Raw genomic sequence first — 15,026 nt, 5'->3', positions numbered from 1 at the left:
GCCCAAACGCGTCATGCGTTCTTAAGGCCGTCGAACCGGCCAAGAACAGTGCAAGCGGTCAAAAATCGAGGTGCCCTATAGTCGGTTGGGCATACTCGCTTCCAAAGGATGCCTCATGCTGCTGCGCCTTCGTCACGTCACCAAGACCTATCCGGCCGCCACGGCAGCGGTGCTGCGAGGTGTTACTCTGGATCTTGATAGGGGCGAGATGTTGGCCCTAACGGGCGAGTCCGGCTCGGGCAAAAGCACGCTGTTGCACCTGATCGGCGGGCTGGACACCGCTGACAGCGGCGTGGTGGCGATCGGCGGCACCGATCTGACGCCGCTTAATGACGTTGGGCGCGCAGGCCTCCGGCGCGGGACGGTGGGCGTGATCTTTCAACAGTTCAACCTCATCCCCTCGCTGACAGTGGCCGCAAACGTCGCATTCCAGGCCCGGCTCGCCGGACGCCATGACGCGGGGCGCATCAGGATGCTGACCGACCGTCTGGGGTTGGTCGATCATCTGCACAAGTATCCGGAACAGTTGTCAGGGGGTCAGCAGCAGAGGGTGGCGATTGCCCGCACGCTGGCGCCGCAACCGGACCTGGTTCTGGCCGATGAGCCGACCGGCAATCTGGACGAGGCGACGGCGGACACGGTTATGACCATGCTGCAGGAGTTGGTCGGGGAGACAGGCGCGGCGTTGATCCTGGTGACCCATTCCGAGCGGTTGGCGTCCCGCATGCTGCGCCGGTTGCGCCTGCACGCGGGACGTCTGGAGTGACCGCGGCGATCCTCTCCGCGCTTGCGTCGCACTGGCGACGCAACCTCCTGCAGCTCCTTACGCTTCTGGTGGGTCTGGCTCTTGCAACTGCCTTGTGGTCTGGGGTGCAGGCGATCAATGCCGAGGCGCGAGCCAGCTATAAGGCGGCTGCCGCGACCCTGGGTGAAAGCCAGTATCCCCAGATCACCGCCCAAGACGGCGGAGCGATTGCTCAGCAAACCTATGTTGCGCTCAGACGGGCAGGCTGGATGGTCTCGCCGGTTGTCGAGGGCCGACTAGGTCCTGTGCGCATCGTCGGGATCGAGCCCTTGACAGCGCCGAGCGATCTGGCCCCGGTCAACACCGGAAGCGGCGGCGATCTGGGGGCTTTCCTTTTGGCGCCCGGGCAGGTTTTTGCACAAGAGGAGACCTTTGCCCGGCTGCCGGATACTGGATCGCAGCACGTGGTTTCTCCGGATATGGCACCCGACATGGCGATCACCGATATCGGTTTGGCGCAGCATCTGCTGGACCGGCCGGGTGAAATCGACCGGTTGATCGTCCTTCCCGATCAGCCCCTGTCCCGCCGTCCGCTGGCCGAAGTGGCCCCGCATCTGACCTCGGTTGCGCCGCAGGGCAGGAATGATATCGCGCAACTGACGGACAGCTTTCACCTGAACCTGACCGCATTCGGTCTGTTGTCCTTTGCGGTGGGCCTGTTCATCGTCCATGGCGCCATCGGACTGGCGTTCGAGCAGCGCCGGACGATGGTGCGCACGCTGCGGGCTCTGGGCGCGCCGCTGAAACGGTTGATCGCGCTGATGGCAGCCGAACTGGCAGTGCTGGCCCTTGTCGCCGGCCTGATCGGCGTGGTCTTGGGCTATGTCATTGCGGCGGCCCTGCTGCCCGATGTGGCGGCCACCTTGCGCGGGCTGTACGGAGCGGATGTGTCGGGGCAGATGACATTCCGTCCGATTTGGTGGTTGTCGGGATTGGCCATTGCATTGATCGGCACGGCCGTCGCCGCAAGCGGCGCGCTGTGGTCGATTGCGCGAATGCCGCTGCTTGGCGGGGCTCACGCGCGTGCCCTCAGCATGTCCCATCGTCACACGAGGCAGTCCGTGATGGCGATGGGCCTGCTGGTCCTCGCCGCAGCCCTGGCGATCTGGGGTCAGGGACTTCTGGTGGGCTTCGCCATGCTGGGCGCACTGCTGATCGGCGGCGCGCTTGCCCTGCCCCCGTTGCTGACCCTGCTGCTGTCCCGGGCCGAGAAGCGCGCGAGGGGACCGATAACGCAGTGGTTCTGGGCCGATACGCGTCAGCAGGTGCCGGGACTTTCCCTGGCGCTGATGGCGCTGATGCTGGCGATGGCGGCCAATGTGGGCGTTTCGACCATGGTCTCCTCGTTCCGGCTGACATTTGTCGGGTTCCTCGATCAACGACTGGCGGCCGAGCTTTACGTCAGGGTTGACGATCCTGCACAGGCAGATGCCATCGCCGCAGTCGCGACCCGGCACGCCGACGTCATCTTGCCCAGGCTGAGCGTGGACCGCTCCATCGCCGGCCTGCCTGCCGAGATCATGGGCGTGCGCGATCATGCTACCTATCGCGACAACTGGCAGCTTCTGCGTGCGGTCCCCGACGTTTGGGACAGCCTGGCCCAAGGTCAGGGCGTGCTGATCAACGAACAGATGTATCGCCGAGCGAAGCTGGATCTCGGTGCCGAAATCCCGGTGGGCCAGGGATCTGCCAGACCGGACCTCTTCCTTCCGGTGCTGGGCGTTTATGGCGACTATGGCAACCCGGTCGGACAAGTCGTTCTGTCGGAGGATCTGTTTCGGAGCCTTTACCCCGGTGTCGCAGTCCAGCAGTTTGGCCTTCGGGTCGAGCCTGGCCGCGTGGATGCCCTGAGGGATCGCCTGCGCGCCGAGGCGGGCGTGGCGGATGGCGCGATGATCGATCAGGCCGCCGTCAAGGCCGCCTCGCTCGCCGTCTTCGAGCGGACCTTCACCGTGACCGCTGCGCTGAACGTGCTGACGCTGGCGATCGCGGGCTTTGCCATCCTGATGAGCCTTCTGACGCTCGCCGCGATGCGGCTGCCGCAACTGGCACCGGTCTGGGCGCTTGGCCTGACGCGGCGCAGGCTGGCCGCTCTGGATCTGCTGCGTGCCTTAGTGCTGGCCACGCTGACCGGGGCGCTGGCACTGCCGCTGGGCCTGACGCTGGCCTGGGCGCTGCTCGCCATCGTCAATGTTGAAGCCTTCGGCTGGCGGCTTCCGATGTATCTCTTCCCGCTCGATTACCTGAGGCTCGGGATACTGACCCTGCTGGCGGCTGCGATCGCGGCGCTGTGGCCGGCCTGGCGGCTGTCGCGCACGCCGCCAGCGCAGCTTCTGGGGGTGTTCCGGCATGAACGTTAAGAGCTTCATCCTGCTGCTGCTTCTTCCGATGGCCGCGCTGGCACAGGGCTTTGCCGGTCTGGGCACGGAGGCCGAGGATTTCGCACAGCCCGTTCCAGGACGGGCGCTGGATTTCCCAGCCGATCATGGGCCCCACCCCGCCTATCGCATCGAATGGTGGTACCTGACCGCCAACATGACCAGCCCGGATGGCACGCCTTATGGACTGCAATGGACGCTGTTCCGGTCGGCGCTGGCACCGCAAGACGGCGAAGGATGGGACACGCCGCAGCTCTGGATGGGTCATGCTGCTGTCACTACGCCCGACGCGCATCACGTGGCCGAGCGCCTCGCCCGAGGTGGCATCGGCCAGGCTGGCGTGCAGGCTGACCCGTTCTCGGCCTGGATCGATGACTGGGTTCTGGAGGGACCAAATCTCGACAGCCTGCGACTGACTGCCTCGGGGGCCGACTTTGGCTATGACGTCCAACTCCGCGCGTCCGGCCCCCTGGTGCGACATGGCCAAGATGGATACTCGGTCAAGTCTGCCGCGGGTCAAGCCAGCTACTACTACTCGCAACCCTTCTTCAGTCTGTCCGGGACGCTGACGCTGCCGAAAGGCGATGTCCCCGTCAAGGGGACGGCATGGCTGGACCGGGAGTGGTCCTCGCAACCGCTGGCCGAGGATCAGCAGGGCTGGGACTGGTTCTCGCTGTCCTTCGACAGTGGCGACAAGTGATGGGTTTCGTCTTGCGCGGAGCCCGCGACTATACGTCCGCGACCTGGATTTCTGCCGATGGTCAATCCACCCCCCTTCCCGATGGAGCCTTTACTGCCAAACCGCTGAGCCGCCACAACGTGGCCGGCCGGCAGGTGCCGACGACATGGCAGGTCAGCCTGCCTTCACAAGCGGTAGATGTGACGGTGATGGCCCTGAATCCCGGTGCCTGGATGGAAACCTCGGTCCCTTACTGGGAGGGACCGGTTACCGTGTCCGGCAGCCATGCCGGCGTCGGCTATCTCGAGATGACAGGCTACGACTGATAATGATCTGCATCCCTGCCCTTGGCAGATCAGTCCTTGTAGGGATCGAACTCGTCGCCTCCGGCCATGCAGACGATCAGCGGCCTAAGAGTATGGATGATTTTGACGGTGCTGCCGTGATGGGAAAGAACGTCGGCAAGCTTCTTGTAGACTTCGGGCGCCTCGTCTGCCCCGGCTCCGCGCAGATGTATTCCCGCTTGCGCGATCCTGAGTTGCACCGCCTCAAAGTCCACCGCGCCACCCTCGGTGTACCACTGGGTAATCTTCTTCATTCCGCCGTTCGGCTGCTTCTGCTCGACAACGCGCTTGCGCCGTTTGCCAGCGGCTTTGGTCCGCGACATGATCCGGCCCGCACCGTGGATGGTCGAGTAGAAGGCTGCCCGCGACAAATCGCTGTCCACCCCCTCGACGATGACCGAAACATCGCCCATCGAGGACCCGATGAAGCTGCGTTGCCCGGGGAAAGCCGGCGTGGCGCCCTTTCGGACAACCCAATAGCTCTCTCCACCATGGGTCTCCTCCCATGCGAAATTGTGGTGGTTGTGAACTTCCTCGAGGATCTTGCCGCCCAGGATACCGACCACCGTATCGCATACCCAGTCGCGACCTGCATAGGCATAGTCGCCGGCCAGCCGCATCGCCCTTATGTAGTCACGCCCGTGGCGGCTGCCGACCTCGAGGGTGTGCGGCGTCTCGTCCAGGATGGTCGGGTTGTCGCCAGCACGCTTCATGAAATGCGTGGCGATGGCATGGCCCAGCCCGCGCGAGCCGAAATGCACGCCCACCCAGATGCGATCAGCCTCGTCTGCAAAGACGTCAACATAATGGTTTCCGGAACCGATCGTCCCCAGCTGGTCCAGCGCCTTTTTCTTGAGATCAGGATGGCTCTTGAGAAATCCGATCTCATCCCACGCGGGATCGTCGAAAACCCGGTGAACAACAGGCGTGGTGTTCTTGCGTCCGATGCCGAAGGAAAGGCTTGCGAAGATCTTGTCGGCAAGCCTGGACAGGCGCCTATCAATGTCCCCGAGACTGAGGTTCGTCAAGACAGCCTTGTTCCCGCAGGCGATATCGAAGCCCACGCCAGCGGGTGGAACCTTGTCCTTGTAGACTGCGACGCCGCCTACGGGCATGCCATAGCCCTTGTGGTTGTCGGCCATCAGCAGCATGGCTTCTGCCTCAAAAGCGCATCGCTCTGCCTGCGCCAGCGTTGCCGCGTCTGCCTCACCGAAGACCGTGACCGTCATTGCCTGCTTCTCCCGAGGTCTCAGCGCCTCATGCTGTTCCAAGTTCCTGAGGCTTGCTCAGTTCCAAGGCTCTTTAAGGAGCAAAGCCTCCAAGCAGCGCAACTTCACCATCTTGCGTCGCCCGACCGCGCTGGAAAGCCTCCCGGCCGCCGAGGGTCCTGTTTGACTTTAGCATGCCAAACCCCCCCTCATTGATGCCTGCACGACAGCAGCCGAGCGGATCGTCACTGTGCTTTACAAGGTAGTCGGGGATTGGCTGTGTGGACTTCGCAAAGAAGAAGTTGTCTTGTCTAGTGATCGAGTAGCAGCGGCGACGCCATAATATCGCTAGATCGAATGGCGTTAGGTTCTTCGATGAAACGAGAACGCGGAAGCAGGTCACTTCCCGACTAAAAACTCGAGCCACTTGCGGTGGTGATCAACAATCTCCTGAAAACGAGTGCTCCAGCGTTGCAAGAAGGGCTGCAAGCGCTGGGGTTCCTTCACCACGGCGATAGACTGCAAATATATCCGAGACCGGTGGAACGGGTGCGATCGGTCGATGGATCAATGGCCCGGCTGTCGCCGCGATGCCTGCCGGAACAAGGCCTATTCCGAAGCCTGCAGAGACCAGGCTTGGGATGGACTGCGCGTCAACCACCCGCTGAGAAATGCGTGGTCGTGCGCCCCCTTGGGTCAGAAATGACAAGATGTAGGCCGCGAAATCGGAACTGTCGGGCCGCAGGATCACATGCTGCTCGTGCCGAAGATCGTCGATGCTCAATGTGCGTGCGGCACGCAGTCGATGATCCGAGGGCAAGAGCACGACCAACTCCTCGCGCCAGGCAAGCTGGCAACTCAGGTCCTCATGAAACGGAACTGAACGGTTGAAGCTGACATCCATCCGGCCGCTCAGCAGGTCGCTGACTTGCAGAGCAGGTGCCTGCTCGTGCAGCCGGACGCTGATCAACGGATGCTGGCGGCAAAACTGCGCCAGGAGTTCTGCCAAGCCTGCCCGGAGAATGGATCCTGTTGCGCCAATATCCAGCGTTCCATGCTGGCCTGACAGCACTTCCTGCACCTCGAGCAAGGCGCGATCATGTTGAGCCAGGATGCTGCGCGCACGGCTCAGGAACACCTCACCGGCGCTTGTCAGTGTCATCTTGCGGCTGGTCCGCTGAAACAGCGCGGCGCCAATCGTCCGCTCAAGCGATTGGATTTGGAGGCTCAAGGGCGGTTGCGACATGTTCAGGCGCTTGGCCGCGCGGGTAAAGTTCAGCTCCTCGGCCAAGATGACGAAGCATTGCAGCTGGCGTATTCTCATATCAAAACCATATGGATCGGCTGAAAAACAATATTAGACAGGAATAGAGATTCACCCAACACTCCTTGGCACTCAAAAGCGGCGCCTGAACGCTGCGTCTGTCAGGGAGAAATCGACATGCCAAGCTGGTCTCGGTCATTGTTCGGGCAGGTCTGCCTTGCCCTTGTCCTGGGGGTGCTTGCAGGCACCATGGCGCCCGACTTTGCCGCCGGAATGAAACCGCTGGGCGACGGCTTCATCAAGCTGATCAAGATGCTGATCCCCGCCATCGTCTTCTGTGTGGTCGTCCATGGCATTGCAGGCGCGGGCGACATCAAGAAGGTCGGTCGCGTCGGGGTTCGGGCGATCATCTACTTCGAGGTGATCACGACCGCAGCCTTGGTCCTGGGCATTGTGCTGGCTTATGTCTTCCAGCCCGGCGCGGGCATGAATATCGACACCAGCACGCTGGATGCCTCGGCTCTGTCAACCTATGTGGATCGCGCGAACGAGGTCAGCCAGGGCGGCATGGTCGACTTCCTGATGAAGCTGATCCCGACCACAGTGTTCAGCGGCTTCGCGACCGGTGACGTGCTTCAAGTGCTGATCGTGGCGATCCTGGCGGGCTGCGCGCTGTCGCTGATGGGCGAGCGCGCCAAGCCGCTGCTGACCGTTATCGAGCTTGCGGGCGAGATGGCCTTCAAGATCATGTCCTTCATCGTGCGTCTGGCCCCCTTCGGCGTCTTCGGCGCAATCTCCTATACAGTGGGGACCTACGGTATAGGATCGCTGGCACAGCTGGGCTATCTGGTGATGCTGTTCTATGTCGCCGTTGCGCTGTTCGTCTTTGGCGTTCTGGGGCTGGTGATGCGCCTGTCGGGCTTCAGCATCATCAAGCTGATCCGCTATCTTCGCACCGAGGCCGGGATCGTCGCGGGCACCACCAGCAGCGACAGCGTTCTGCCTCAGACCATGCGGAAGCTTGAACATCTGGGCATCAAGGACACCACCGTGGGCCTGGTTGTGCCGACGGGCTATTCCTTCAACCTCGATGCATTCTCCATCTACCTGACGCTGGCGGCTCTGTTTATCGCGCAGGCCACCAACACCGATCTAGCCTTTCTTGATCTGCTGACGATCCTGGCGGTGGCCTTGGTGACATCGAAGGGCGCCCACGGCGTGCCGGGATCGGCCATCGTGATCCTTGCGGCGACGCTGACAGCGGTCCCCGCTATTCCGGCGATCGGGCTGGTGCTGGTCCTGTCGGTCGACTGGTTCATGGGTATCGCCCGCGCACTGGGCAACTACCTGGGCAACTGTGTCGCAACCGTAGCTGTCGCATCGTGGGTCGGTGACATTGACCGGGACCGCGCCCACCGCGTCCTGAACGGAGAGGACGTGGACAGCCTCGACGTCCTCGAAGAGCCGGCACCGTTGGGCGTCGCGCCGGGACAGGTGGCGCATGGATAATCCTGCAGTCAACACCAGGAGTCAGGACATGAAGGACCTCCCCCCTGCCGGCGCGCCCACGGGTGACATCGCCGAAACCCGCCGTCCCGAGCCGCAGCCTGCGCCCTATGCCGGTCCCGTGGCGGGCCTGCCGCCGCAGACCGGCCTGACCACCGACACGGCCGTCTTCACCGAGGCCTATGCGGTGATCCCCCGCAGCGTGATGCGCGACATCGTCACCTCCTACCTGCCCGGCTGGACCGGCATGCGGATGTGGATGATCGCGCGCCCCCTGTCCGGCTTTGCCGAGACCTTCAGCCAGTACATCGTCGAACTGGCCGAAAACGGCGGCTCGGACAATCCCGACGACGATCCCGAAATCCAGCACGCCCTGTTCGTCACGGGGGGCGAGCTGTCCGTGACCATCGACGGCACCGAACACCGGCTGGCCCCCGGCGGCTTTGCCTATGTGCCCCCCGGCACGGCCTGGTCGGTCAGCAACGCCGCGCCCGGCAACACCGGGTTCCACTGGTGGCGCAAGCGCTGGCAGCCGGTGGAGGGCGTCAGCCGCCCCGATCCGATCGTCGCGCAGGAACAGGACATCGCCCCCTCGATGATGCCCGACACCGACGGGGCCTGGGGCACCACGCGCTTCATGGACCCGGCCGACCTGCGCCACGACATGCACATCACCGTGGTGACCTTCAAGCCGGGCGGCTCGATCCCCTTCGCCGAAACCCACGTGATGGAGCACGGGCTCTTCGTGCTGGAAGGCAAGGCCGTCTACCGCCTGAACCGGGACTGGGTCGAGGTCGGACCCGGCGACTACATGTGGCTGCGCGCCTTCTGCCCGCAGGCCTGCTATGCGGGCGGGCCGGGGCCGTTCCGCTATCTGCTCTACAAGGACGTGAACCGCCACGCGCCCTTGTGGCAGAACAGGTAATCTGCCCCGCCCACGCTGGGGATTACCTCCAAGATTAGCTTGGCGATCGGTTCGCCCGGAACCGATCAGCCCATAGTGGCGAGGAAGCCATGCCCAAGGTCATGCTTTGTGTCATTGCCGCGGGTGATGATTGACATGGACCTTCTGCTTTGAACGCATCCCATTTGCAGCGCTTAGGCTCCGCGCCATTTGGGTCTCTCAAGCGCCTTTTCGTATGCGATGGGCATTGTCGCGCAAAATCGCCGGTTACAGGCTAAAAATTGGGGTGCGCACCTAGGTGCGCAGGTTTGCACATCTCGTTGCACTCGATACTTGCGGGCAATCCCAAAATAGTCGGCCCTCACCCCTAATCGATCAGCCCGACACGTGGGGGAGGGATTCGTCCCCGAGCGACACCTCGGCCATAGGAACTCGTCCCCGTCCTGACCGCACAGCCACCCAACCGCCCGTGCTGGCCATTCCGGCGGGATATCGACCGACCAGTCAGGCTGGCTGACAGAGTTGACCCCGCTCTTTCGGATGCTGTCCTGCATGTCCCTCGCCACTGTTCTGGGCGACAGGCTGATGGCGCGGATGCTGTCGCTTCGTGCCTCGTGATCCAGCGCTCGGATCGGCGAAGGCACCCAGAAGCAGCGCCGATGCCGCAGCTCGACCCGGTGACGAGAACCACCTCGCCCTCAAGCTTGGCCATCCTATCCTCCCTGGAATGCACGTGGAATCGACACCGACCTGCGGATCTTCGTGTCTACACCAATTCGACCTTGATCCTGTCCAGGGGCAGTCCGTCAAAGATGACCTGCCACGTCTCGCCGGGGCTCACAGGCAGCGCCTGCGTCAGGGTGCCGGTTGTGACGACATCGCCCTCCTGCATCGGCGCCGCGTCGGGCATGCGTGCAAGCAGATCGGCCAGATGACCCAGTGCCGCAAGAGGGCCGCCACCCAGGACATTTCGAGCACGGCCCTTGTCAGCCACGACATCATCCCGGAAAAGCGTCGTTTCAAAGCTGGATAGGCCCACGACCCAGTCTCTTCGATCGGCAGGTGACAGCTCCAGCATCGGTCCGTGCAGGAAGGCGCCATGTAGGCCGAAGGCCGCAACGGTATCCGCTGCCTCGAACTTCCAACCCGCAAAGATCGATTGCACCATCTCGAACCCCGCGCAAACGCCGGATATGCAGGCGATCAGTTCCTCAGGCGCCATTCCCGGCAGGGGCGCGGCCGACAGGCGGAACGCAATCTCGGGCTCGATACGCGGTTCCATGAGCATGGCCGTTTCGAACGGCGCTCCGAGCGGGCGCACCGTGCTGTCATACATCGGCCCGAAAACCGGGGCGGAGACATTGAACCGCTTCCACATGGTCATGTTCGTGAAACCGATCTTCCGCCCTATGGGACGCTCACCACGCCGCGCGCGGGCGGTTTCGATCAAGGTGCTCAGGCGATAGGCGCGGTCCATCGCCAATCCGCCCGGCCTTGATGTCAAGAGAGGGATCTGACGGCGCTCGAACAGCGCGCCAAGGATCTCGTGGGCAAGATCGGCATCATCTGGCATGGTGTTGGTCCTGTTTGGTCATCCGCCAGTCTGGATCACAGGCGCGCATGTTGTGCAAGTTGGGTGACCGGGGCTAGTCCGCGGGTCTCGGATGCCGTGCCAGGTAGCCTCCATCGCGTACCGTTGCACTTGGCCCAGCGATCGGCGTCGGAGTAGCTGGACGTAGGTCGCGCCATCCGCACCAGCCGCAGGGAATACCAAGCTTTTGGATAAAAAAAACCGGTTCTACGCGTCAGAACATACTGGTCTTATGATCCTTCCTGTAGATCAACAGCTCGATTGCGCTGCGACCCGATGAGCCATAGTCCTAGACCTCCACTCTGGATCGCGATGGTCGGATGGATGAGACTTGCAGGGAAGGAAAACGCCATACAGTTCCAGCGCACCATCGGCATCGACTATTCAGGAGCGGAGACGGCAGACTCCAGTCTCAAGGGCCTGCGGGTCTACAAGGCCGAAGGCGGTGACCCTGCTATGGAGATCGCCCCGCCGCGAGGTCCAAAGCGCTACTGGACGCGCCGGGGACTTTCCACATGGCTGATCGAGCGCCTGGCGGAACCCGTCCCCACGATCGTCGGCATCGACCACGCCTTCTCCTTCCCCGAGGCCTACTTTGAAGAAAACGCCCTGCCCCGCGACTGGGATGTTTTTCTCGACGACTTCCACCATCACTGGCCCACGGACGCACCCAGCCTCTACGTCGACTTCCTGAGGCATCAAAGGGATGCGGCAGCGGCGCTGGCCGCCCGCCGCACGGGTCAGAGGCGCTGGCGCCGCAAGGTGGAGGAACTAGCCCGAGCAAAGTCGGTGTTTCATTTCGACGTCACGGGCCAGGTTGCCAAGTCGACCCATGCTGGCCTGCCCTTCTTGCGCCGCATCCGCCGTGCCCTGCCGAAACTGCACGTCTGACCCTTTGACGGGTGAGAGATACCTGAAAACAGTTCGGCGCTGGTAGAGGCCTATCCCCGCCTCTACAGTGCCGCCTATGCTATCGAGGATCGAACACCTGATCAGCATGATGCGTTTGCAACCGCAGCCTGGCTACGCGATGCAGATGCGGACGGGAGGTTGACGGCAGCTTTGACTCCGGTACTGAGGGAGCCCACTGCCCGCCTCGCCCGGCACGAAGGCTGGATCCTTGGCGTGATGTCCGATCAACCACCTGCCTCGAAATCAGTGGCGGACAAAGTGGCCGGGCCTCGACGCTCTCGCTTACCCAAGGGAACCACAACACCCGGCTATTGCAATCCAAACGGCCAAGTGGTGATTGCTCCAACTGGACGCGCTGGGACGGACCACAACCAGCAGGTTTATCAGCTCTGCTGCGGGCATTGCGGTCTGAATTACCGAGCAAACGGTTCCGACATCCACGCGCGCAAGTGTCCGTCTTGTGGCGGCGGCAGGCCTGGGCTGGTGATTTGACAGACCGGCCCTTACCGGCCGGTCAGGCACGACTCACACCGCTAGGCCGCATTTCTTAAAGCTGCCTTTCGGACGTGACGCAGCGAGATTCACGCCGGCATGGTAGCACTGCGGACAAAGCTGCCGCTCCGGTGTTGATGCCTTGGGGATGTTCCCACAGCCCGGGTGAAACACAGATGACGATGACGCACCAAGATGAACCGAACGGCCGGAAAAGGATTGGCCGGATCGTCGCGAACACCACGCATTCGATGACTGCGGCCATAGAGCCCGGGGATGGCCTCATGCAACCACTCATTCAGCCATCTGCTGGGGGACGCATCGGCGTCATCTCCGACACACACGGTCTGCTCCGCCCCGAGGCGCTGGAGGCTCTCGAAGGGGTCGACCTGATCCTGCACGCGGGCGATATCGGCGATCCCAACCATCTTGACGCGCTGGCGCACATCGCCCCGGTGACGGCAATCCGCGGCAACATCGACCGCGGCCATTGGGCCGAGGCCCTGCCCGAAACGGTGAGCCTCACGATCGGAAGCCTGCGGATCCACATGATCCATGACCGCAAGGCCTTGCGGGCTGATCCTGGAGTCGAGGGGTGGAACGTCGTGATCTCGGGCCACTCCCACAAGCCCGGCATCGGTGAAACCAGGGGCACACTCTGGCTGAACCCCGGCGCAGCCGGCCCCCGGCGCTTCCGCCTGCCGATCACGCTGGGCTTCCTTTGGGAAGAGGCCGGCCGCCCCCGCGCCATGATCCACCCCTTGCCTGTCTGACTGCTTCCGCTTGGACATGGCCACCTGAACCGTCCCAGGTCTGCCGGAGGCTGGCTGTCGTTGGAGGGAAGATCTCGAAGTGCGCGACGGATTGATGTCGGCTGCGCAGCACGACGGCGGGGGTCAATGACCGCAATGGGCTCGGAGCCTTCATCTAAGTGCTCTGCTCAAGGCTGTTGGCTCCGACCCGATACCCTGCTTCGATCGGGGATCTTATGTCAGGTGGTGAACACCAGCGTTCTTTGCAGAGCAGGTAGTCCGCCAAACCTCTGTGCATTAATCCAGCCCAGCGCCCTTGATCGGGTAGCTGATCCCAGCCTCAACCAGAACCTGGAATAGCCTGCCCTCTACGACAAAGGGATTCACGGAGCCTCACCCACTCCCCATAATCGACTGGATATGGTCTGTAGGGATACACAAGTCTGCAGTGCCCTCGTGCGGCCATCGATCTTGCCGACTTCGTTGTCTGGTCGAGCGCGAGGAACGCTGTCTCCGTCCCGAATGTGCCGGTCAGTTGCCAGTTGCGATAACCCTTCGGCCAGTTCCTCTTCGAAGATTGCCTCGACAACGGCACCGACGCTCGTCCGCAGGCGGTTCTCGGTTGGATCATACGCCGCCTGCATCACGCAGTAGCAAGGACGTTAAGCTGTCGGTATCCTGGTTCATGGCGTGACCTCCCTGCGGTTGCCGCCAGTAGTGCGGGTGAAACTTCCCTCGGAGATTGCGCGGCATTCCGATTTCTACCCCTTCCGAGACCCAACTGGTGGAGTTGCCTATGACTGGACAGATCTTCATCGAGGCAAGTGACGTCGAACTTCTGGGCCTGCCGTCCGGAGCGACGCATCTCTACCTCGTCTTTCGCGACAGCAATGGTGAGGAGTATGTGATCCGCTCCGGGCCGGAGCGGCCGTATCTTCCCTGGTTCGGTGACATGAAGGTCGAGACCAACGTGCCCATCGCCGACTCTGCCGATGACCGCGACGGCGAAACGCCCGCTCAGCGGTCCAGCACGCCGCTCGACTTCCCGGGGCTGACCGATGACCAGGCCTGGGCGATCATGGTCAAGTATGCGGGCATGATCGACAGGTCCGACAACAACTACGAGGTCTTTGGCGAGAACTCGAACGCCTTTGTCGGGGCGATGCTGGCCGCAGCCGGGGGCGATCCCCTGGCGATGCTGCCAACCGGCATCAGCCGCAGCGAGGCAGTGGGGATCGCGAATTACGACGATCTGATGGAGGATGTGCCGCCACCCGCCGACGGTATCGTGCGCGGCACCCCGGCGGCTGACCGGATCACCGGTATCCAGATCGACGAGGTGTTCGTTGCTGGCGCGGGAAACGACACCGTTCGGGGCGGGCGCGGCAACGATCAGATCAATGGCGGCCTGGGCAACGATCTGCTGTTCGGTGAAGTGGGCAGCGACACCCTGAATGGCGCAGCGGGGGCGGACAAGCTTCATGGCATGCTCGGGAACGACCTCTTGCGCGGCGATACCGGCGCGGATCTTCTGGACGGGGGCATGGGGCGCAATACGCTTTGGGGCGGGGCCGACGCAGACGTGTTTCACTTCACCCAACCTACCATCACCCGCATCGGGGACTTCGAAGACGGAGTTGATCAGCTTCGCATCCAGACACCGCCTGCCGTGAGCTATGAGGATCTCGTGATCACCAGCTTCGGGACGTCGGACCAGCATACCCGCATCACCTGGGAAAACATCGTGATCGACTTGCTGAACCTTGATCAGGCGCTGATCGACGCGCAGGACATAAACCTGCTTGTGGCGTGAAGGCCGACCACATGATTTCCTGCCCAGCGCCTGTGGAGACTGCAGGCTGCAATGGATTAGCGCAACAACGCTGCCTCCAACGACCATCAATGAAAGGGCATGGCTCGCAGAAATCCGTCAAGGATCCGGCTTGAAAGATCCGAATCTGACTGCACGGTCACGCATCAGCTTGGGCTCATTCTTCGGTCGCTTGAGAGCTGATGTCTGGGTTCCCCAAGCTGTGGTTGCGACTTGGAGATTGCCTTTCGTCAGTCATCCGCAGACCCCGGGACTGATCGAAAGGCATCCATTCCTTATGCAGCCGGTCGTGTCGCGAATGTGGTGGAAATTGCCGGGCAGCGGGCTCCGGGCATGTGACGTTGGCTCCAGTCAGGCCGC

10 protein-coding genes and 1 pseudogene are annotated in these 15,026 nt (G+C 62.7%); 8 read left to right on the top strand and 3 right to left on the bottom strand.

Annotated elements, in window-relative coordinates; all coding sequences use genetic code 11:
• Positions 1 to 115 precede the first annotated feature (115 nt).
• From OU682_RS21290 to OU682_RS21280, 3 genes and pseudogenes are all read left to right on the top strand, one after another.
• Positions 116 to 766, top strand: coding sequence for an ABC transporter ATP-binding protein (locus OU682_RS21290; protein WP_268944215.1), 651 nt, complete (start codon positions 116 to 118; stop codon positions 764 to 766).
• Complete coding sequence (locus OU682_RS21285; RefSeq protein WP_268944214.1) at positions 763 to 3,165, top strand: FtsX-like permease family protein; 2,403 nt, start codon at positions 763 to 765, stop codon at positions 3,163 to 3,165. Before OU682_RS21290 ends, OU682_RS21285 begins: the two co-directional genes overlap by 4 nt.
• A pseudogene (locus OU682_RS21280) lies at positions 3,155 to 4,188 on the top strand (lipocalin-like domain-containing protein). The gene OU682_RS21285 and the pseudogene OU682_RS21280 overlap by 11 nt, the downstream one beginning before the upstream one ends.
• Positions 4,189 to 4,217: 29 nt before the next feature.
• Here the strand turns inward: OU682_RS21280 and OU682_RS21275 are convergent.
• Positions 4,218 to 5,477, bottom strand: a complete 1,260-nt coding sequence (locus OU682_RS21275) for an RtcB family protein (RefSeq protein WP_268944213.1) — start codon at positions 5,475 to 5,477, stop codon at positions 4,218 to 4,220.
• Positions 5,478 to 5,853: 376 nt separating this feature from the next.
• Positions 5,854 to 6,738 carry a LysR substrate-binding domain-containing protein gene (locus OU682_RS21270; RefSeq protein ID WP_268944212.1) on the bottom strand — a complete coding sequence of 295 codons (885 nt, stop codon included), beginning with the start codon at positions 6,736 to 6,738 and terminating at the stop codon, positions 5,854 to 5,856.
• A 117-nt stretch (positions 6,739 to 6,855) separates the two neighbouring features.
• Between OU682_RS21270 and OU682_RS21265 the strand changes: the two genes are divergently transcribed.
• Together OU682_RS21265 and OU682_RS21260 are read left to right on the top strand one after the other, a co-directional pair.
• Positions 6,856 to 8,187 carry a C4-dicarboxylate transporter DctA gene (locus OU682_RS21265; RefSeq protein ID WP_268944211.1) on the top strand — a complete coding sequence of 444 codons (1,332 nt, stop codon included), beginning with the start codon at positions 6,856 to 6,858 and terminating at the stop codon, positions 8,185 to 8,187.
• A gap of 28 nt (positions 8,188 to 8,215) precedes the next feature.
• Entirely contained in the window at positions 8,216 to 9,109 is an 894-nt protein-coding gene (locus OU682_RS21260; RefSeq protein WP_268944210.1) for a bifunctional allantoicase/(S)-ureidoglycine aminohydrolase, read from the top strand.
• A 745-nt stretch (positions 9,110 to 9,854) separates the two neighbouring features.
• Here the strand turns inward: OU682_RS21260 and OU682_RS21255 are convergent.
• Positions 9,855 to 10,661 (bottom strand): 2-keto-4-pentenoate hydratase, encoded by an 807-nt coding sequence (locus OU682_RS21255; RefSeq protein ID WP_268944209.1) that lies wholly within the window; start codon positions 10,659 to 10,661, stop codon positions 9,855 to 9,857.
• 330 nt (positions 10,662 to 10,991) lie between these two features.
• Between OU682_RS21255 and OU682_RS21250 the strand changes: the two genes are divergently transcribed.
• The 3 genes from OU682_RS21250 (at position 10,992) to OU682_RS21235 (ending at position 14,648) form a co-directional block, all read left to right on the top strand.
• The gene (locus OU682_RS21250) at positions 10,992 to 11,570 is read left to right on the top strand and encodes a hypothetical protein (RefSeq protein WP_268944208.1); all 579 of its coding nucleotides are present in this window, start codon (positions 10,992 to 10,994) and stop codon (positions 11,568 to 11,570) included.
• A 797-nt stretch (positions 11,571 to 12,367) separates the two neighbouring features.
• Positions 12,368 to 12,856, top strand: a complete 489-nt coding sequence (locus tag OU682_RS21245; protein ID WP_268944207.1) for a metallophosphoesterase family protein — start codon at positions 12,368 to 12,370, stop codon at positions 12,854 to 12,856.
• Positions 12,857 to 13,631: 775 nt separating this feature from the next.
• A complete protein-coding gene (locus OU682_RS21235) occupies positions 13,632 to 14,648 on the top strand; it encodes a calcium-binding protein (RefSeq protein WP_268944206.1) in 1,017 nt (338 codons plus the stop codon).
• Positions 14,649 to 15,026 lie beyond the last annotated feature (378 nt).

Origin of the sequence: Paracoccus benzoatiresistens (assembly GCF_026913015.1) — a bacterium.
In the GTDB taxonomy this organism is placed as follows: Bacteria; Pseudomonadota; Alphaproteobacteria; order Rhodobacterales; family Rhodobacteraceae; genus Paracoccus; species Paracoccus benzoatiresistens.
This window is presented reverse-complemented; position numbering and strand designations above follow the sequence as displayed.